Origin of the sequence: Mycobacterium marinum (assembly GCF_003391395.1) — a bacterium.
GTDB classification, from domain to species: Bacteria; Actinomycetota; Actinomycetes; order Mycobacteriales; family Mycobacteriaceae; genus Mycobacterium; species Mycobacterium marinum.
On sequence record NZ_CP024190.1, the window covers coordinates 6,376,298 to 6,395,901 of the forward strand.

The 19,604-nt window shown below is 64.1% G+C and carries 20 protein-coding genes; 14 read left to right on the top strand and 6 right to left on the bottom strand.

Annotation, left to right across the window (positions count from 1 at the left end):
- Position 1: 1 nt before the first annotated feature.
- Genes CCUG20998_RS27100 through CCUG20998_RS27110 form a run of 3 tightly spaced genes read left to right on the top strand, consistent with a single transcriptional unit; the run spans position 2 to position 2,939 of the window.
- Positions 2-1,141, top strand: a complete 1,140-nt coding sequence (locus tag CCUG20998_RS27100; protein WP_020731117.1) for an EspA/EspE family type VII secretion system effector — start codon at positions 2-4, stop codon at positions 1,139-1,141.
- Positions 1,131-2,171, top strand: a complete 1,041-nt coding sequence (locus tag CCUG20998_RS27105; RefSeq protein ID WP_020731118.1) for an EspA/EspE family type VII secretion system effector — start codon at positions 1,131-1,133, stop codon at positions 2,169-2,171. Before CCUG20998_RS27100 ends, CCUG20998_RS27105 begins: the two co-directional genes overlap by 11 nt.
- Before the next feature lie 3 nt (positions 2,172-2,174).
- A complete protein-coding gene (locus CCUG20998_RS27110; RefSeq protein ID WP_036456799.1) occupies positions 2,175-2,939 on the top strand; it encodes a hypothetical protein in 765 nt (254 codons plus the stop codon).
- A 372-nt stretch (positions 2,940-3,311) separates the two neighbouring features.
- Here CCUG20998_RS27110 and CCUG20998_RS27115 read toward each other — a convergent pair whose 3' ends face one another.
- Positions 3,312-3,731 carry a hypothetical protein gene (locus CCUG20998_RS27115; RefSeq protein ID WP_231389796.1) on the bottom strand — a complete coding sequence of 140 codons (420 nt, stop codon included), beginning with the start codon at positions 3,729-3,731 and terminating at the stop codon, positions 3,312-3,314.
- Positions 3,732-3,749: 18 nt separating this feature from the next.
- Here CCUG20998_RS27115 and CCUG20998_RS27120 point away from each other — a divergent pair, with 18 nt between their 5' ends.
- From CCUG20998_RS27120 to CCUG20998_RS27140, 5 genes are all read left to right on the top strand, one after another.
- Positions 3,750-4,742: an EspA/EspE family type VII secretion system effector gene (locus tag CCUG20998_RS27120; protein ID WP_103654186.1), complete on the top strand. Its 993-nt coding sequence runs from the start codon at positions 3,750-3,752 to the stop codon at positions 4,740-4,742.
- Positions 4,743-4,926: 184 nt separating this feature from the next.
- On the top strand, positions 4,927-5,916 hold the full coding sequence (locus CCUG20998_RS27125) for an EspA/EspE family type VII secretion system effector (protein ID WP_103654187.1): 990 nt from the start codon (positions 4,927-4,929) through the stop codon (positions 5,914-5,916).
- A 52-nt stretch (positions 5,917-5,968) separates the two neighbouring features.
- The gene (locus CCUG20998_RS27130) at positions 5,969-7,159 is read left to right on the top strand and encodes an EspA/EspE family type VII secretion system effector (protein WP_020731123.1); all 1,191 of its coding nucleotides are present in this window, start codon (positions 5,969-5,971) and stop codon (positions 7,157-7,159) included.
- 72 nt (positions 7,160-7,231) lie between these two features.
- A complete protein-coding gene (locus tag CCUG20998_RS27135) occupies positions 7,232-8,425 on the top strand; it encodes an EspA/EspE family type VII secretion system effector (protein WP_020731124.1) in 1,194 nt (397 codons plus the stop codon).
- Between the two features lie 68 nt (positions 8,426-8,493).
- Entirely contained in the window at positions 8,494-9,696 is a 1,203-nt protein-coding gene (locus CCUG20998_RS27140) for an EspA/EspE family type VII secretion system effector (RefSeq protein ID WP_050674657.1), read from the top strand.
- Between the two features lie 177 nt (positions 9,697-9,873).
- Here the strand turns inward: CCUG20998_RS27140 and CCUG20998_RS27145 are convergent, their stop codons facing one another.
- From CCUG20998_RS27145 to CCUG20998_RS27160, 4 genes are all read right to left on the bottom strand, one after another.
- On the bottom strand, positions 9,874-10,410 hold the full coding sequence (locus tag CCUG20998_RS27145; RefSeq protein ID WP_020731126.1) for a hypothetical protein: 537 nt from the start codon (positions 10,408-10,410) through the stop codon (positions 9,874-9,876).
- 93 nt (positions 10,411-10,503) lie between these two features.
- Entirely contained in the window at positions 10,504-10,818 is a 315-nt protein-coding gene (locus CCUG20998_RS27150; protein ID WP_020731127.1) for an ESX-1 secretion-associated protein, read from the bottom strand.
- 51 nt (positions 10,819-10,869) lie between these two features.
- Complete coding sequence (locus CCUG20998_RS27155; RefSeq protein WP_012396919.1) at positions 10,870-11,208, bottom strand: YbaB/EbfC family nucleoid-associated protein; 339 nt, start codon at positions 11,206-11,208, stop codon at positions 10,870-10,872.
- Complete coding sequence (locus CCUG20998_RS27160) at positions 11,205-12,545, bottom strand: PPE domain-containing protein (protein WP_116269158.1); 1,341 nt, start codon at positions 12,543-12,545, stop codon at positions 11,205-11,207. Before CCUG20998_RS27160 ends, CCUG20998_RS27155 begins: the two co-directional genes overlap by 4 nt.
- Before the next feature lie 482 nt (positions 12,546-13,027).
- Here CCUG20998_RS27160 and CCUG20998_RS27165 point away from each other — a divergent pair, with 482 nt between their 5' ends.
- Entirely contained in the window at positions 13,028-14,341 is a 1,314-nt protein-coding gene (locus CCUG20998_RS27165; RefSeq protein WP_231389799.1) for a MinD/ParA family ATP-binding protein, read from the top strand.
- Between the two features lie 135 nt (positions 14,342-14,476).
- Here CCUG20998_RS27165 and CCUG20998_RS27170 read toward each other — a convergent pair whose 3' ends face one another.
- Entirely contained in the window at positions 14,477-14,764 is a 288-nt protein-coding gene (locus CCUG20998_RS27170; RefSeq protein WP_012396937.1) for a WhiB family transcriptional regulator, read from the bottom strand.
- Positions 14,765-15,218: 454 nt separating this feature from the next.
- Here CCUG20998_RS27170 and espM point away from each other — a divergent pair, with 454 nt between their 5' ends.
- From espM to CCUG20998_RS27195, 5 genes are all read left to right on the top strand, one after another.
- A complete protein-coding gene (espM, locus tag CCUG20998_RS27175) occupies positions 15,219-16,265 on the top strand; it encodes an ESX-1 type VII secretion system transcriptional regulator EspM (protein WP_020731130.1) in 1,047 nt (348 codons plus the stop codon).
- 237 nt (positions 16,266-16,502) lie between these two features.
- Positions 16,503-17,756, top strand: coding sequence for a type VII secretion system ESX-1 associated protein EspE (gene espE, locus CCUG20998_RS27180; RefSeq protein ID WP_099052736.1), 1,254 nt, complete (start codon positions 16,503-16,505; stop codon positions 17,754-17,756).
- A 97-nt stretch (positions 17,757-17,853) separates the two neighbouring features.
- The gene (locus tag CCUG20998_RS27185; RefSeq protein WP_020731132.1) at positions 17,854-18,165 is read left to right on the top strand and encodes an ESX-1 secretion-associated protein; all 312 of its coding nucleotides are present in this window, start codon (positions 17,854-17,856) and stop codon (positions 18,163-18,165) included.
- A 1-nt stretch (position 18,166) separates the two neighbouring features.
- Entirely contained in the window at positions 18,167-19,006 is an 840-nt protein-coding gene (locus CCUG20998_RS27190) for an ESX secretion-associated protein EspG (protein ID WP_020731133.1), read from the top strand.
- A 40-nt stretch (positions 19,007-19,046) separates the two neighbouring features.
- Positions 19,047-19,604, top strand: a complete 558-nt coding sequence (locus CCUG20998_RS27195; RefSeq protein WP_020731134.1) for a hypothetical protein — start codon at positions 19,047-19,049, stop codon at positions 19,602-19,604.

Sequence of the window (19,604 nt, forward strand, 5' to 3'; positions counted from 1 at the left end):
CATGGAGGAGTTCGCAGAGTTCCTGCGCCTCATGAACCAGCAGCTGGTTCATGGGGTCGGGAACTTCCAGGCACGCGTACAGCAACTGGTAGAACAGCTGCAGCGGGATGAGTGGCTGCGGCTTCGGGGCTCCTATGTTTGCGTTGCGGCCGAGGGCATTCTCGGTGGAGCGCTGGCCTGGCTCGGATACGGATTCCCCGAGCGGGCGGAGGGCTTGGCCGGCACCGGTTCAAGGTTCGGCGCAGTCAGTGCCCAGATTGCGGGCCTGGGTCCCGAAGCCGGCTGGCAGGGCCGCGCGGCGCGGGCCTACGGAGCCCAAAACCGTGCACAGTCCGAGCGCGCAACGCTGATGAGCAATCTGGACCGCCACATCGCCGATCTGGTGACAGCACAAGCCGAGGACGTACAGGCCGTTCGCTCAGTCGTGACGGGCGAGATGGTCGCGGTCGCCGGTCTCTGCGCGTTGTGCGTTTACTGTGAATCGTTGGGGCCGCTCGGCCATGAGGTTTCGCTCGCTATCGCGCTCACCGCATGCGGTGTCCTGCTAGCTATCACCATTGGCTTCCTGATCGACCTGGCCGTCACGACGTCGCGGAATGCCGGCGATCTGCGGGCCGCCGAGCAGAAGCTGACCGCCATGTTGGCGGTCTTGCCGAGATGGCCTGAGGCGATCGGCTCATCCAATATGGCCTTCCCTCTGCCATATTCACCTCGCGAAGCCCCGGCCGCCACGCCCGTCGCGCGCACCGTCGATGCCGCGCTCGGGTTCGCACAGTTACCCGGTGCGCCCGGGTTCAGGTTGCCCACCGTTGCGTCCCCCGGCTTCCCCGACTTCGGCGCACCCCACTTGCCCATCCCCCGCTTGACCGGCATGCCGACCCTGCCCGACGCCCTGCCCACAATGCTTAGCACCAACGAATTGGCCACTCGGCCCGGTCTTTCGGGCGCGCTGGCCGCGCTAGCCCGGCCAGCCCATCAACCCGTCAGCGACGCCGCCGCGGGCAGCGCGACCCCGGCACGCGCGCGTGTCCCGGCACCAGCAGGCGAAAGCGCCAGCGGCCAAAACCATCACCAGCTACAACGGCCGCTGCAGCCGGAGCAACGTTGGACCCGAGAGGACAGCTCGACTCATGGCCTTTAATCCCGAACCCGAAGTCGAACCTGGGGCATTGCCACAAGCCAACCCGCAGCGGGTGAAGCGGGGGTCCATTCTTTGTCTGCTCAATGAGTTCGGCCTTACCGGCATCTGGTTGGCGCTCGGGCTTGGAAGCCCCGACCGCGGCGCCGCCCTGGTGCACAGTGGGTCGATATTCGACGAAGTCAGCGGCCGGATCGCCGCCCTTGTTCCCGAGGACCGCTGGCAGGGTTTGGCGGCACAGGCTTACACCTCCCAGAACCGGGCGCAATCACAACGTACCCAGCTGATGGCTGATCTCGACCGCCTCGCCGCCGACCTGGTGGCAGCGCAAGCCGATGCCATAGCGGCCATCCGCGAAATCCTGCTCGATGAGATCCGAATCATTGCCTGTACCTACGTGATTTGCCTCAACTGTGAACTATTTATGGGGCCCCAGGGCCAACTCTGGTCGTTTCGCATCGCGACAATCGTCTGCGATCTTGCGATGATTGTCGTCGCGTGCTGCATCACGTACTTGGTAGTCACCTCCTACCAGAATGCGCGCAGCCTGCAGGCGGCGACACAGAGTTTGACCGGGATGTTGGCGGCCTTGCCGATGTTGTCTGATCCGCCCGCCGGGCGCCCCGATGTGGCATTTCCCCCATTGAGTTCCCCGCTGGAATTCGACGCGCCCGAGCTAACCCCCCAGACTCCCCAGATTCCGGACGCCGCATCAATTTTCGCCGACCTGCCCGGTGCGCCCGAATTCGTGCTGTCCGCCCTGCCAACCCCCGGCTTCCCCGATTTCGGTGCGCCTCACCTGCCCATTCCCCGCTTGTCAGGCACTCCCAGCATGCCCGCCACGACCGCACCGCCCGCTGGGCTGGTGGCCACCCTCAGCCGGCTCACCAACACCCGCCGCCTGAGCCAGCCCGATCAGTTCGCCGAAGCCACCTCAGGCGCGGCCGCGGGCGCACCCACCGACGAGCGGGCGCCCGTCTATGCAACCGGCCCGGGCCAACGGCGGGAAACGCCATCGACCGGGGGTGGGTAGGCGATGGGTATCGCGAGGCCGGCGGGCAGGTATTCCGGGCCGATGCTCGACCCGGACGGATGGCCAGAGGCTGATGAGGACGCCTTCTATGACCAAGCCCGGAAGTACCGTCAAACGTTGCACGAAGTCACCGGTGTCCTCGAAACGTGTCGCGAACAGCGGGTCCGGGTCTTCGAAGACCGCGCCTGGTCGGGCGCTGCGGCAAATGCCACCAACGAGGCCTTGGGCGCCAACATCGACCAATTGGTGACGCTGCGGGACTACCTCGCGACGGTGATTTCCTGGCACCGCCATACCGCGGATTTGATCGAGCAAGCCAAATCCGACATCAGCGAGCATGTGGATGCGGCTCACCGGGAAATCCGCACCCTGGAAACGGATCTTGGCCTCGACGACGATGAGAAGGCCGCTGCCGTCAACTCGTTGGTCCGCGCCGCACACGTAGCCAACGTCGGCATGGTTTCCCGCACCGCGGAGCTGGTTCTGGCATCCAATCGCTGGCGGCCCCCGAACAACGCCCTGGTGGATCTGCTCAACCACGAGACCCCGACGCCAGACATATCGTCGCTGATCGCCCCTGCCGACCCGACACCACTTTCCCCGCGCGCCGGTCAATCCGGGCAAGCGCACGACCGTCACCACGCGCCCGCCGACTCCTGGGGCAGAACCGTTTCCGCCGCTACCCAACCCCCGGGCCGGGGCCGCGCCCGACACCGGTGGTACCTCCGCCTGCTCTTCGCCCGACCGACAAGCCGAAAGGTCAGGTGAACCCCGTCGCGTCGGCTATGTAGGCGCCCGTCGCGTGTGACAGGCGGCCTCGGCGGCGCAGTGTCGGCGGCATTGGACGCCACAAAATGGTGGACCGATGCCTTTGTTCCGATATGTCCTTGATCACACTGACCATTTCCGCAGTAGCGGACTCGCGAATAATCGCTGGCGGCGCGCGTGAAGGCTTCGGCACTTCAGCGAGAAGGCTGGAGCACCCGACGAAGCTGCTGGCAGATGGCTATTCGAAAGTAAGTTATAGTTAATTTCATCGCTTTATCAAAGGTTCTCTCTGCAACCTATTCCAGAAGCCAGTTCTGATCTTTTTCTAGAAGGTCATTCTGGCTCATGCACTGGAAACAGATGCGGGATTTTTCAGAAGGTAATTCTGAAAAGCTGGTATGTGAATTTGGTGCGGGAACCGGTGAATTCAGCGGCGATCATTGCTGGCGCGTTAAGGAGGAGATTTCGCATGTCACGGCCATCCATGCCGGCGGGCGATCCCAGCCAGATCGCGACCATGGCTTGGCCGATCCCCTCACCGCAGACGACGACAATGACGGCCTTGGCGCCGGGCGCCACTCGGCGTCGGGAACCGCCCCATGAGCACTCGATGACCGGAATCACGCTTAGCCACAACAACAACCGGGCCAGCCGGCACAACGTGAAACCGAAAGGAACGTCCATCGCATGGACCCGATGAGAATACGGACTCTGATCCAACGATGGATCAGAGCGGAAGGACATCAGCCAGCAGCCGAAGACGGGACCGCCGACAGCTTCCTGCGGAAGCATCGGGGAAGCGCGATCTGCATGGCAACCGAGGGCGTCCTTGGTGGCTTGCTGGCACTACTTGGACTCGGGTTCCCCGACCAGGGGGACGGCCTGCACAGCAGTGGGTCGGTATTCGACGGCGTCAGCGCCCAGCTCGCAGCCCTTGGTCCCGACGGCGGTTGGCGGGGCAACGCGGCGCAGGCCTATGGGGCCCGCAACCTCGCCCAGTCCCAACACACGATCCTGATGGCCGATCTGGACCGGGGCGCCGCCGAATTGGTGTTATCCCAAGCCGAAGCCGTGAAGAAAGTACGCGACGGCGTGCGGGCAGAGCTTGGGATTGTCTTGGTCCTGCTTGTGGTTTGCCTCGGCTTGGAGTCACAGGGACCCGATGCCCAGCTGGTGTCCTTCTACATCGCGACAGTCGCTTGCTGTTCGGTGCTGCTGCTCACCGGTATCGCCGTGGTCGAATTGGCGGTCACGACGTCGCGGAATGCCAGCGCCGTGCAGGCGGCGACGCAGCGATTGGCCGCCATGGTGGCGGCCCTGACCACCGGCTCCGACGCAGTTGCCGGTCCGCCCGAAATAACCTTGCCTCCAACGCATTCCAGGTCGGAGTTCGATCTCGCCGATAGCAGCGCCGCATCCTCACACATCCCCGATCTGGGCTCGGCTTTCACCGACCTACCCGGCGCCCCCGAATTTCACCTGGCCACCGGGGCCGGCGCGGGCCTCCCCGATTTCGGCGCACCGCAGCTGCCCATCACCGCATTGACCGGCCTGCCAACCCTGCCCACGATCGCTCAACTCAGCACCACCCTGAGCCAACTCACCAACCTCGCCGGGCGGACCGGCGCCGTGAGCCAACCGGCCCAACAGCACACCACCCCGGCCGATCACCGCACCCGAGACGACGCCACCAACACCCCCGACACCGATGCCGCCACCGCGGGCACCACCAGCAGCGGCGAGCGCGCACCCCTGGGCAGCACAACCCAACCCACCCAACAACACCAAAAACTCGCCGTGTGAGGCCAACAGGTCACGTCCGGCACACCGTCCAACCGAAGGAGACGTTCATCTCATGGACCTGATGACAATTAGGAATTGGATTCGACGGCGGATCACAGGGAACGCAGGGGGGAATCCGCCACCAGCGGAAGAGGGTACGGCCGATAGTTTTCCTTGGCGACATCGAGGAAGCGTTGTTTGCCTGGTGACCGAGGGCGTCCTTGGTGGCTTGCTGGCATTGCTTGGAGAGGGCAGCCCATTTCGGGGTGACGTCCTGGACAGCAGCGGGTCGATGTTCGACGGGGTCAGCGCCCAGATCGCGGCCCTTGGTCCCGACGGCGGTTGGCAGGGCAGCGCGGCCCGCGCCTATGGAGCTCGCAACCTCGCCCAATCCCAACACACGATCCTGATGGCCGATCTGGACCGACTCGCCGCCGAGTTGGTGTCAGCCCAAGCCGAGCACGTGAAGTTTGCTCGCGACTTCATGAGAGTAGAAATTGGGATTGTCTCGGTCGTGCTGGTGGTTTGCATTGGCTTGGAATCGCGCGGGCCCGACGGCCAGGAGGTGTCCTTCTATATCGCGTCGTTTGTAGCCGCGATTGGGCTATTGATCGCCGGCGTGGTTATGTACGACTTGGCGGAAAAGACGTGGCTGAGTGCCAGCGATATGCAGGCGGTGACGCAGCGATTGACCGCCATGGTGGCGGCCCTGACCACCGGCTCCGACGCAGTTGCCGGTCCGCCCAAAATAACCTTGCCTCCAACGCATTCCAGGTCGGAGTTCGATCTCGCCGATAGCAGCGCCGCCTCCCCACACATCCCCGATCTGGGCTCGGCTTTCACCGACCTACCCGGCGCCCCCGAATTTCACCTGGCCACCGGGGCCGGCGCGGGCCTCCCCGATTTCGGCGCACCGCAGCTGCCCATCACCGCATTGACCGGCCTGCCAACCCTGCCCACGATCGCTCAACTCAGCACCACCCTGAGCCAACTCACCAACCTCGCCGGGCGGACCGGCGCCGTGAGCCAACCGGCCCAACAGCACACCACCCCGGCCGATCACCGCACCCGAGACGACGCCACCAACACCCCCGACACCGATGCCGCCACCGCGGGCACCACCAGCAGCGGCGAGCGCGCACCCCTGGGCAGCACAACACAACCCACCCAACAACACCAAAAACTCGCCGTGTGAGGCCAACAGGTCACGTCCGGCACAACGTCCAACCGAAGGAGACGTTCATCTCATGCAGCCAGCCACCGTTCGAGTAGTAAAAGAGATGCAAGACCTTTCTCAGCAAGTGCTCGACGAGCTCAACGCCGCACAGGCGAATCCGCCAGCGGCGGAAGAGGAGTTGACCGATAGTTTCCTTTCGAAGCATCGAGGAAGCGTTGTTTGCTTGGGGACCGACGGCATCCTTGGTGGCTTGCTGGCATGGCTTGGACATGAGTTCCCCGACCAGGGGGACCGCCTGGACAGCAGTGGGTCGATGTTCGACGGTGTCATTGCCCAGATCGCGGCCCTTGGTCCCGACAGCGGTTGGCAGGGCAGCGCGGCCCGCGCCTATGGGGCTCGCAACCTCGCCCAATCCCAGCACACGGGGCTGATGGCGGATCTGGACCGACTCGCCGCCGAGCTGGTGTCAGCCCAAGCCGATGACGTGCACAAAGTGCGCTCCACCCTGTGGGCACTAGTAGCGATTGTCTCGGTCTTGCTTGTGGTTTGCATTGGTTTGGAACTGCAGGGGCCCGAGGGCCAACTCGCGTCCTTCTATTCCGCACTACCCATATGCGGTACCGCGTTGTTTGTCGCCGCTGTCGCCCTGACCTTCTTGGCGGTCACGACGTCACGGAATGCCAGCGCCGTGCAGGCGGCGACGCAGCGATTGACCGCCCTGGTGGCGGCCCTGACCACCGGCCCCGACGCAGTTCCCGGTTCGCCCGAAATGCCTACTCCCCCAAAATATTGCCTCTCGGAGTTCGATCTCGCCGAGGACACCGGGCCCACCCCACCGCAGCTGCCCGATCTGGGCTCGGCTTTCACCGACTTACCCGGCGCCCCCGAATTTCACCTGGCCACCGGAACCGGCGCGGGCCTCCCCGACTTCGGCGCACCGCAGCTACCCATCCCCGCGCTGACCGGCCTGCCAACCCTGCCCGGACCCACAAACCTGACCGACCTAACCAGCGTCCTAGCCGGCCTGCCCACGATCGCTCAACTCAGGACCACCCTGAGCCAACTCACCAACCTCGCCGGACCCACCAGCACCACCACCCAACCGGCCCAACAGCACACCACCCCGGCCGACCACCCCACCCAAGACGACGCCACCGACACACCCGACACCGCCGCCGCAGCCACCACCACCAGCGGCGAGCGCGCACCCCTGGGCAGCACAACCCGCCCCACCCAACCAAACCAAGACCTCGTCGTGTGAGGCCACACAGATCACACCACCGATCAACCTTCAACAGCCGGCTCAACGTGAAACCGAAGGAAAGTTCAACGCATGAACCTCAACGGAACAATGAGGAATCTGATTCGACGACTAATCGCAGAAGACCCAGAGGGGAACGAAGAAAATCCCCAATGGCTGCGCCGAGGCAGCGTTGTTTGCCTGGTGACCGACTGCATCCTTGGCGGCGAACTGGCATGGCTTGGACATGCGTCCCCCGACCAAGGTGGTTGCCTGGTCAAAGGCGCGGCGATGTTCGACGACCTCGGCGCCCAGATCGCCGCTCTTGTTCCCGATAGCGGTTGGCAGGGCAGCGCGGCCCGCGCCTATGGGGCCCACACCCTCGCCCAGTCCCGACACTCCACGCTGATGGCTGATCTGGACCGGCTCGCCGCCGAGCTGGTGTCATCCCAAGCCGACGACGTGAAGCAAGCGCGCACCGCACTGTGGGCAGCAATCGGCTTTGTCTCGGTCTACCTATTGATTTGCCTCGGCATAGAACTTCAGGGGCCCGAGGGCCAGCTACTCTCCTTCAACTTCGCCGTAGTCGTATGCGGTGCCGTGCTAGGTATCTCTGCTCTCGTTCTGCACGACTTGGCGAAGAAGACGTCGCGCAGGGCCAGCAGTCTGCAGACGACGACGCAGCGACTGTCCGACATGGTGGCGGGCCTGCCTACACGGTCGGACATGATCCCCGGCTCACCCGAAATGAGCCTGCCCCCAGCGCATTCCCTGTCAGAGTTCGATCTCACCGATAGCAGCGCCGCCTCCCCGCCGCACCTCCCCGATCTGGACTCGGCTTTCGCCGACCTACCCGGCGCCCCCGAATTTCACCTGCCCACCGCGGCCGGCGCCGGCTTGCCCGACTTCGGCGCACCGCAGCTGCCCATCCCCGCGCTGACCGGCCTACCAACCCTGCCCGATCCGACAAACCCGACCGACCTATCCAGCATGCTGGCCAGCCTGCCCACGATCACCCAGCTGCCCGCCATCCTCGGTCAACTCAACAACCTCGCCAGGCCAACCAGCGCCGTGAGCCAACTGGCCAACACCGCCACCCAACACGCACAAATGATCTCCACCCTGGCCCAACAGGGCGCCCATCCGCACACCACCCTGACCGATCACCACACCACAGACGAAACCCCCGACACCGACGCCGCCACCGCAGCCACCAGCAGCGGCGAACGCGCACCCCTGGACACCACAACCCACCCCACCCAACACCGCCTAGACCACATCGTGTGAGCCCAACAGGCCACACCAATAACTGGGGGCGGCCGGCACAACGTGGGCCCGAAAGGAACGTTCATCCCATGTATCTCAGTCAACTTCAGCGTTTGGTTCAGCAAATCTCGCGATGGGTACGCGGAGATGAAAATCTGCAGAACTTCCAAGACATCCAAGAGGGAGGCGGAAATCCGCCGCCGGCGCAGGAGGGGGCGCCCGACAATTCCCCTTGGGCGCGTCGAGGAAGCGTTGTTTGCGGGGTGACCGAGGGCATCCTCGGCCTTCTACTGGCATTGCTTGGAGAGGCCGGCCCATCCCGGGGCGAATCCCTGGACCGCAGTGGATCGATGTTCGACGGTGTCAGCGCCCAGATCGCGACCCTTGATCCCGACGGCGGTTGGCGGGGCAACGCAGCGCGGGCCTACGGGGCCAAGAACCTCGCCCAATCCCAACACACCACGCTGATCGCTGATCTGGACCGGCTCACCGGCGAGCTGGTGTCATCCCAGGCCGACGCCGTGAAGCGGGCACGCGACCTGCTATCGGCGGAAATTTGGATTGTCTTGGTCTTGCTTGTGGTTTGCATTGGCTTGGAGCTGCACGGGCCCGAGGGCCAAATCCTGTCCTTCCATATCGCAATACCCATATGCACTATGGCGGTGTTTACGGCCGCTACCGCCCTGGGCGTGTTGGCGGCCACGACGTCGCAGAATGCCAGCGCCGTGCAAGCGGCGACGCAGCTATTGACCGCCATGGCGGCGGCCCTGACCACCGGGGCGGACCCAGTTCCCAGTTCGCCCAAAATGACCTTTCCACCAATACATTCCCTGTCGGAGTTCGATCTCACCGAGGCCACCGGCCCCACCCCACCGCAGCTTCCCGATCTGCAGTCGACGTTGGCCGAGTTACCCGGTGCCCCCGAGTTTCACCTGGCCACCAGGGCCGGCGCGGGCGTCCCCGACTTCGGCGCACCGCAGCTGCCCATCACCGAATTGACCGGCCTGCCAACCCTGCCCGATCCCACAAACCTGACCGACCCAACCAGCATGCTGGCCGACCTGCCCACGATCGCTCAACTCAGCACCACCCTGAGCCAACTCACCAACCTCGCCGGACCCACCAGCGCCACCACCCAACCGGCCCAACAGCACACCACCCCGGCCGATCGCCTCACCCAAGACGACGCCACCAACACCCCCGACACCGCCACCGCAGCCACCACCAGCAGCAGTGAACGCGCACCGCTGGACACCCAAACCCACCCCCACCGGCAGCGCCTACTGACCTGACCGGCTTTGCCAACCATGCCCATCATGGTCCCAAATTCACTAGACCTGGCTGACTTGTACCGGGACAAAACGAATTGGCTGCGTTGCCCGATCTCTGCGACGGTATAGCCTGGCCTCTTCGGTCGGGCCGCCGCAACTGTGCCCGTCCAAGCCTTGGTTCACGGGCGGCGATCGGGACTAGCCAGTTGTTGCAGTGAAGTCGTTCTTGTATCGGGTGGCGAACACCTCTTCTTCTGCCGCGGCCGCCTGCTCGGGCGTCGGCAAGTTCATTGTCTTCTCAACGATTTCGCGCAGCACGGCGCGTTGTTCTGCGTCGTTCACTTCATTCATGCCTTGGAGCATGAAGGCGTGCTGCGCGGCCCGCGCCTTCTGCCGGGCCAGGTCCGCAAGAACAAATATCTCCTCGGCAAGCCTCGGTTCGGACATGTTGTCGACCTTGTCCGACAGCTCGACCCGGTAGATGTCTCCGCCCATGACGGCCGACACCGAAACGCTCCCTTGAGGATTGGTTACCGTGAACAGTTCGCACTCATCGTTCTTGTCCTCCTCGGTCACCCCAAGGATTGCTGACATGTCGGATCCGGGGTCCTCGGGTTGGGCCGGTGCGTAGCTGAGCAACGCGTCGATGGCGGACTCGGTCTCTCCGGTTGCGGGGCCGGAGAAACCCAGTCCCGCTAGATAGTTATGGGCGTCGTACCCGGGCTGGTCGGTCATGACATGCCTTTCTGAGATGGGTTGCGGGCGTGGCGAGAAGCTAGCCCGAGGTTTGGGCCTCGGCGTGGTCTGACCACGCGCCGAGCGGGAACATCAGTTGTCAATCTGCGCATCGAGGATCTCGGCGCCACGTTGGTCCGTATCGGCGTAGGAGGCGAGGGCACGGGTCAGATTCGTGGAAAGCCCATCAGCGACCCCCTCCAGGGCTCGCCCCGCGCTAGCGCGGACTGCCTCGTAGGCGCTTAGTGCATTGTTGAAGGTCGACGTGAATGGGCCGTGGGTCTCGGCGACTGTCGCACCGATCCCGGCGGGCGCCGCCGTCGCTGCCCGCAGACTTGTTGCGGTGGCGTCGTGCCCGCTGGCAAGCCGGTTCACGACGTCGGGCTGCAACGTCAACATGTCATTCATCGGCTGAACTTCGCTTTTCATCGGTGTTGCGTCGCTTTCGGTTTGGTGTGGTTAGGGGTGGGTTTGGTTGATGGCGGTGGCGAGGGTGGCCAGGGTGGTGGCCAGGGTGTGGTTGGCGGCGTTGTCGTAGGCGTGGACGGCTTGTTTGGCGTTGTGGAGGGCTTGGTTGACGCGGTGGGCGACGCCTTGGGAGCCGAGTTGTTTGAGGAGGCCGTCTTGGATGCGGATGCCGGTGAGCCAGTTGTATCCGTTGAGGGTGACCTGCACGGTGTGGGTGTTGTCTGAGGCTTTGAAGTTGCCGGCGTTCATTTGGTGGAAGCGGTTTTGCAGGGCGGTGTGGAATTGGGTGAGCCCTGCGAGCAGGTGTGCGGCGGTGGGGTCGAGGTTCATGGTTTGTGCTCCGTGGTGGTTGTGGTGGTGAGGTGGGGTCGGGCGGGGCCGATGAGTGCTTCGGTCCAGGGGCGTTGTTCGGTGTAGAGGGCTCGGTCGTCTTGCTGGGTGCGTTTGGTTTTGGTGGTGTGGGCTGGGCTGTTGGCGCCTAGGGGCATGCCTGCCATGGGGCCCGTGCCCAGGGGGCGGCCGGTGGGGGTGGTGCCGGGGCCCAGGGCGCCTGGCGCACCCGGGGGTGTGGGGCCCGCGCCCAGGGGGGCGGTCAAGGGGATGGCGGCGCCGGCGCCCCCGCCGAGTGCGGCGGGTTTGACGGTGGGGCCGGTGGCGAGTGTGGCCGCGGCGCGGGCGGCTTCAGTGGTGTCGGGGGTTGCGGCGGGGGGTGGGGTGAACGGCATCGTCGGCATCGGTGGTGTGCCGGTGAAGGGCAGTGTGGGGTCCCCGCCAGGCGGGAGCGGTGGTAGCGGGGGTGGGGGTTTGGGGTCGTTGTGGGTGGGGGCTGCCGGTGGTCGGGGTGGTTGCACGGGCTCGGTGATTGTCCTGTTGGCGTATCCGGTCAGCACTTCCTCGGATTTCTTCTGACATTGCGCGTAGACCTTCATAAACGGTTTTTTATCGGGCACCCTGGGGTCACGAAGGACTTCTTCTAGCGTGGTGATATCCGCCAATGTCGGGTGTTGACCAATGGCCCAGTGGTGGGCTTGTTCGAGGCCTGAGGCTTGTTTGGCCATCGTGGTACTCAACCGCGCCATCAGACGCAGCCAGTCCCGGTGTTGATCGAATGCGGCCTGCACCGCGGTGGCCGCTTCACCTTCCCAATTCTCGAAGTCACGGAACCGGCCCAGGGCCTGCTGAATTGTCAGGTTGTAGGCATTCCAGTCATGGGCGAACTGCTTCAGCGATACACCCTGGTCGGGCTTGTTGAGGTTGATCGCGGCCAGTTTGACACCGGTATATGGAGACGGAGGCGCTGCTGGCGCGGTGGGGGTGTCGGCTAGCGCGGGCAGGGGCAGGTCCGTACCCGCGGGTACCGGCGGTGCTCCGATGCCGTGGCCGTCGGTGCCCAAAGCCGTTGCCGCGCCTTCGTCGATCTGTTCGTAGGCCTTGGCCGCATCCCTCATGAACTGCGCAAGCCGTTGCCGCGCTTGGGCGCCCGACTGCAGATAGGCACGCATGCTCTCGGCCGACAACGCCAACTGCGTGGCCCCCGCAACCGCCGGGTCCAGGGCGCACGCGGCCAACACCGCACCGCCGGGCGGATCAGCGATCGGGGCTTCCACCTCGGTGGCCCTGGCCACGATCTCGCTGGGATCCACCGCCAGCATCCACGGCTGCGACATGCCGAAACTCCTTCATCGTGCTATAGCTATTATCGTCGCTGAATTCGATGGTCCGCGCACCAAATTCCGGCACGATTATTTCAGAACTACCTTCTGAAATAAACCAGAATTAGATTCCGGAACATAAACCCGAATTGGTTTCTGAAATAGGCCACCAGGTGCTCTGCGTCCTGCCCACGCGCTAAATCATTGCCCACTTTTTCGGGGGCATCCAGCAGGAACTTTCCGGACCGGAGATATATTGCGAATCGTCGACTTGCAATTGCACGCACGCAGGACTTGATGGCGCAATACGGCAGGTCCGGCGCCGGGCCCGGACCCAACGAGGCCAATCGGCCGCCTCAGGGCACAAGCCCCCGAACCGGGCAACACAGCGGTTCACGGGGGTGTCGGGCCAAACCGGCCGGCCGGCGAGAGTGCCAGTCGATGCTTGGATACTGGTCGGTGTTTGGCATTGGCAGTCTGATGCGACCGAGGAGCCCATGAACGAACGCGAGGAGTTTCTGCGAGACCGGGTCCGGCCGGACCAGCCCAGCGTTCCCGACGCGAGTCGGTCTCGTCAGCGTTCCGGTATGTACCGGACGGCGACGGACGCGTCGGGCCCTCCGGTAGCGCCCACTCACCAACCTCGGCCCGCCCCGCCCCGTCCGCCGACTCCGCAGCCTTCACCCGTTCCACCGCGGGGGGCCAACCCGCATCCCCCGCCGCCACCGGCGCCACCTTCGGTCCCGGCGCCGCCGCCCCCACCGGTGGCACATCCACCCACCGGGCACAACTCGCCGCCACAAGCTGCCCCACACGAACCGATGCCGAAGGTTCCACCGCCAAGCCTTGGGGCCGAGCCCACACCGGCGCGCACCCCCGGCGAGCCTCCATCCACCGACCACGGCTGGCGACATATCATTCGACTCGCGTCGTTTGGGCTGATCAACCCACGCCCATCGGCGGCGCAGCGCGATGCCGCCGAATTCGAAGCGGCCATTCGAGCCCCGTTGCGCGGCACCCACAAGGTTGGTGTGTTGGGCAAGGGCGGCGTCGGCAAGACGTCAGTCGCTGCCAGCATCGGGTCACTCCTGGCCGAATTGCGACAGCAGGACCGCATCGTGGCGGTCGACGCCGATACCGCTTTTGGCCGGTTGAGCAGCAGGATCGATCCCACCGCGCGTGGCTCGTTCTGGGACCTGACCGCCGATAGGAATCTGGCGTCGTTCGCCGATGTGGTTGCCCGCTTGGGCCGAAACGCTGCGGGCCTGCACGTTTTGCCCGGCGAGGCGGCCGTCGGTGGTCGCCGGTTACTTGACCCTGCGATTTATCGCGAAGCGGCGCTACGACTCGACCGCCATTTCGCCATCTCGATCATCGACTGCGGCTCCACGATGGACGCGCCCCTAACTCAGGAAGTGTTGCGCGACCTCGATGCGCTTATCGTGGTGTCCTCCCCCTGGGCGGACGGTGCCTCGGCGGCCGCCAAGACAATGGAATGGCTCGCAGACCGCAAACTCAGCGGCTTGCTGCGGCGCAGCGTCGTGGTGCTCAACGATTCGGACGGGCATTCCGACAAGCGCACGCGTTCAGTGCTTGCGCGCGAGTTCGTCGACCATGGACAGCAGGTTGTCGAGGTGCCTTTTGATCCGCATCTGCGCCCCGGCGGTGTTATCGATGTGAGCCATGAGTTGGAGCCGGGAACGCGACTGAAGTTTCTGCAAATCGCCGCAACGATTACCGGGCACTTCGCCGCGCGGTCCGCTGCCGACGAAGACCCCCGTCCCACCGAAAACGTAGCGTCTGAGACCTAGAGCGTCTGGTCCGCTGGATGCTCGAATGCAAAACAGCGCGAGAAATCGTTGAATTTCTCGCGCTGTTTGCCTACGTGGCAATTCACCCCGGCGTCGCCGCAGACCCCTCGCAGCAGCGGCGGACGCGGCCGGGCATCATGCCGATTGGGCGGTGATCCGCTCGCGCGCCGGGAAACCGTTGCGCTCTGCCAGCGACCGAAGTTGGCCCAACGCGAACGCCCGCGCCCGGCCTGCTTCCGGAATCACAACACCCGCCCAAAGTCCCTCCGCACCCGGCGACTCAACCGCGTCCCGCGCACACGCCCACCGACGCGGGCATGCGCGACACAGCGTCTTGGCCTCCTCGTCGGGCGTTGTCGTCCAACGATCGGGGTCCTGTGTGCAAACGCCCAGCGGAATCTCGTACAGAGCAGTTGCAGTCATATCTAAGCGTTCCTCCATAAAGCAAAAGCGTTGCAGGTTTGTAACCTCTGCCTGAGGATCGTATAGCACTAACCGTTGCAGTGCAACAGTTCCTGATGCGGGGCTACGCACCCACCTGCTACAACTTCGCTGCGAGCTGGGCCATGATAAGCATCCAAGCTGGCATAACCAGCGGTAATTACCTGTCAATCGGCTGGGCGACACGGCGCTCCACCAGCCCAGAAGCCCACCCTTCCGGACAGAAACTGTTCCACTGCGCAATGCTTCGGGGTAGGATCAAACGTAGCGGTGGTCCGGTTTAACCAGACTACGGTCGCCTCAGAACCCCGCTGGCTGTCGTTCAAGAAACGTAGCGAAGGCATACCAATGGAAGGGTGCAACGGTTAGGATGTTGGTCAGCGGAACGCGCGCCTTGCCACCCGCCTCAGTAGCCGCGAGCGAGGAATCGACGTACATGCCCGACGCCGAATCGACTGCTCGGCCGGCCCGTCAACGACCCGTCGGCCGCGGCACGCTGACCAACGCACGACTGGATGATCCCGTGTTATCGCAGACACATGTGCGAGCGGTTTCCGATGGTGGGCAGCGGCGGATCGTCACCAACAGCCCAAACGGTATGTTCGTCGACGGAACACGGAAAAGTTCTGTGGCTGTCAACGACAAGACCATTGTCCGGTTCGGCGATCCCACTGGAGGCAAGGCGTTGACGTTCGAAGTCGTCAGGCCCTCGAATTCGCCTGAAGAAGACAGCCGTGAACAGCGACCGGCCGAGCAATCGGACTCTCAGACCAACGATTCTGATCCCGGTGTGGCTCGCGCCGGGGCCGCCGCCGCGGCACGACGCCGAGAGCTCGACATCAGTCAGCGCAGCCTGGCAGCCGACGGGATCATCAACGCCGGCGCACTGATCGCGTTCGAGAAGGGCCGCAGCTGGCCACGCGAACGCACCCGCGCCAAGCTGGAAGAAGTCCTGCAGTGGCCCGCGGGAACCATCGCGCGGATACGCCAGGGCGAGCCCGTTACGCCAGAGCCCGCTCCCGAAGCCAGCGTGGAGGCGCCGACCTCCGACGGCCCAGCGTCGCTGATTGCGCAGGCGGTTGCCGCCGCGGTCGACACCTGCAGCCTCGCGATCGCGGCATTGCCCGCACCCGAGGAACCTGACTTCACCGAGCGGGCCGCACCGATCCTTGCTGATTTGCGCCAGCTCGAGGGCATCGCCGTCCAGGCGACCCGCATCAGCCGCATCACACCGGAGCTGATCAAGGCGCTTGGTGCTGTTCGGCGATATCACGACAAATTGATGACGCTCAGCGCAACCGCACCAGGAGCCACACTGGCGCAGCGTTTGTATGCCGCCCGGCGGCGGGCGAATCTGTCCACTTCGGAAACCGCGCAAGCCGCCGGAGTGACCGAAGAATTGATCGTCCGCGCGGAAGCCGAGGAAGCTTTGCATGCCGAAGCCGCCGAGGCTATTGAAGCGCTCATCCGTCAAATCAATTGAGGTTGGTGCCCAGTGGCAACTCACCTTGAATCGCTCGAGTCCGAACGACCGGGGACCTTCGCGTTACCCCGGTATTCGAGCATGCGGATCTTGGTGCTGTGCGCGCGAAAATGCCCGCACTACCAAGAAATTCGTGCGTCGACCACGGTCGGAGCACTGCTAAGCTCAATGTACAGACCAAAGGTGCACACAAAAAGACAGTGCACGAAACAGCGAGTGTAAGGAATTCCGCGAATGGTGCCAAAGGGAAGCGGTCTTTGCAAGACAACAAGCAATTTCATTTGGGGTCAGTTGCTTTTACTTGGAGAAGGCATCCCCGACCCGGGCGATATCTTCAACACCGGTTCGACGCTCTTCAAAGGAATCGCCGACAAGATGGGTCTGGCAATTCCGGGCACCAACTGGCTCGGCCAGGCGGCGGACGCCTATTTGAACCAGAACATCGCTCAAGAACTTCGCGCGAAGGTGATGGGTGACGTCGACTATCTGACCGGCAACCTGATTTCGAATCAGGCCGAGTATGTGTCGAACACCCGCGACGTGCTGCGCGCGATGAAGAAGATGATCGACGGCGTCTACAAGGTCTGCAAAGGCCTCGAAAAGGTGCCGATACTCGGCTGGTTGTGGTCGTGGGAGCTCGCCCTGCCGATGTCGGGCATTGCGATGGCCACCGTCGGCGGCGCGCTGCTTTACCTGACCATCATGACGTTGATGAACCTGACCAACCTGAAGGGCCTGCTCGGCAGGTTGGTCGAAATGTTGGCCAGCCTGCCATCGCTGATAGGCGGCCTGCTCCCGAACATCCCGGGCATCATCGACGGCCTGTGGCCGCCCAAGTTGCCCGACCTTCCCATCCCGGGTCTGCCGAACATCCCGGGCCTGCCCGAGTTCACCTGGCCTCCCAAGATCGACATTCCGAACTGGAACTTGCCGATCCCGGGGCTCCCCGGTTTCGAGTTCCCGCCGACCTCGGGTATCCCCGGTATCGACTTCCCGTTCCCCAACATCCCGGGCTTGCCCAGCTTCCCCAGCCTTCCTGGGTTGCCGAGCATCCCGGACCTGTTCCCCGGCTTGCCCGGCCTGGGTGACCTGTTCTCCGGGATCGGCAATTGGGGCAAGTTGCCCACCTGGACAGATTTGGCGGCCCTACCCGACTTCTTGGGTGGCTTTGCCGGGCTGCCCACCCTGAGCTTCTCCAACCTGCTCGGCTTCGCCCAATTGCCCAACGTCAGTTCGCTGACCGCGACGATGGGCCAGCTGCAACACCTGGTCTCGGCCGCTGGCGGACCTGGCCAACTGGGCAGCATGGCGGGCCAGCAGGCCAGCATGATCTCGTCGCAGGCTTCCCAAGGCGGTCAACAGGCCACCCTAGTGAGCGACAAGAAGGAAGACGACGAAGACGGTGCGGCCGCGGGCAGCGCCGGTGCGGAACGTGCTCCCATCGACGGGGGAAACAACACCAGGCAAGGCAACGAGGGGACCCTCCTCTAGTCCGGGTAACCGGTGGCGGCTCACTGGCCTACCAAAGCCATAGCGAGCCAAAGCCATAGCGAGTAGAAAGTTAGACGTAGAGGAAAGGTCTACCCCCATGACAGGACTACTGAACGTCGTACCTTCATTCTTGAAGGTGCTGGCGGGCATGCACAACGAGATCGTCGGCGAACTCAAATCGGCGACCAACGTCGTGAGTGGAATCGGCTCGCGGGTGCAGGTGACCCACGGCTCATTCACCTCGAATTTCAACGACACGCTGGTCGAGTTCGAAACCACCCGCAACAGCGCCGGGACAGGCCTGCAGGGCGTCACGGGCAAGTTGGCCAACAATCTGATCTCGGCCGCTGGCGCCTATCTGAACTCCGACGAAGGGCTCGCTGGCATCATCGACAAGATTTTTGGCTGATATGGCCGGTCCGCTCGCTACCGGTCGCGCGGGCACCGGTGACGATGTCGTCGGAGTCGAGGTAACCATCGACGGCATGCTGGTGATCGCGGACCGGTTACACCTGGTCGATTTCCCTGTCACGCTTGGGATCCGGCCGAACATCCCGCAAGAGGATCTGCGAGAGATCGTCTGGGACCAGGTGGCGCGCGACCTTACTGCGCAGGGCGTGTTGGATCACAATGGCCAACCGCATCCGGCGGTTGCGGCGATGGTCGACACGCTCAGCAGGGCGGACCGCACCTTGGAAGGCCGCTGGTGGCGCCGCGACGTTGGCGGTGTGATGGTGCGGTTCGTGGTATGCCGCAAGGGCGAAAGACATGTCATCGCAGCTCGCGATGGCGACATGTTGGTACTGCAGCTGGTGGCTCCGCGGGTCGGCCTGGCAGGCATGGTGACTGCCGTGCTGGGCACCGCGGAACCCGCCAATGTCGAACCGCTGACCGGCATTGCCAGCGAACTGGGTGAGTGCACCAACGCCGCACAGCTGACCCGATATGGGCTCACGCCGACCACCGCCCGCCTCTACACCGAGATCGTCACCAACCCGAAGAGCTGGGTGGAAATCGTCGCCAGCGAACGCCATCCGGGCGGCACTACCACCCACACCAAGGCCGCCGCGGGGGTCCTGGATTCAGCACATGGCAGGCTTGTCTCGCTTCCCCGTCAAGTCGGCGGGGAACTGTACGGCAGCTTCCTCCCCGGTACCGCGCAGAATCTCCAGCGGGCGCTTGACAGCCTGCTCGAACTGCTTCCGTCAGGCTCGTGGTTGGATCGCGCCGACGCCACCACCCGAGGTTGACTTAATCCTCTCCGTTACGAGTTCAGAAAGGGACGCCACAGTGGACCTGCCCGGGAACGACGACTACAACCAAGATCTCGGCGCCCTAGATTTCTCCGGCGGCGGTACGTCTGAGGACTCTGGACTCGGTGCACTCGACGAGTACGCGCCCCCCGAGCCCCAGGAAACCGAGCAAGCCGGAGCCGACCTGGATGCACTTCACGGGCTGACCGAGAAGGAGGAAGAGCCCGACATCGCGATGTTCACCGTGACCAACCCGCAAGGGAGCGTGTCGGTCACGACCATGATGGGTGGCATCGTCCAGCGAGTTACGGTGACCGACAAGGCTGCGAACATGTCGGAATCCGCTCTGGCCGAAGAGATCTTTGTCATCGCTGATCTGGCCCGCCAAAAGGCGCGCGCCGCACAACACACGTTCATGGTGGAAGCCATGGCCAGCGAACTGAGCGACGAGACCGAAGAAGAAGGTGCGCTGTTGCGCGAGTTCGTCGGTATGACACTCAACTTGCCGACGCCGGAAGAAGCAGAAGCGGCCGAAGCCGAGGTATTCGCCACCCGCTACGAGGTCGACTACACCTCTCGTTACAACGAACGGTGA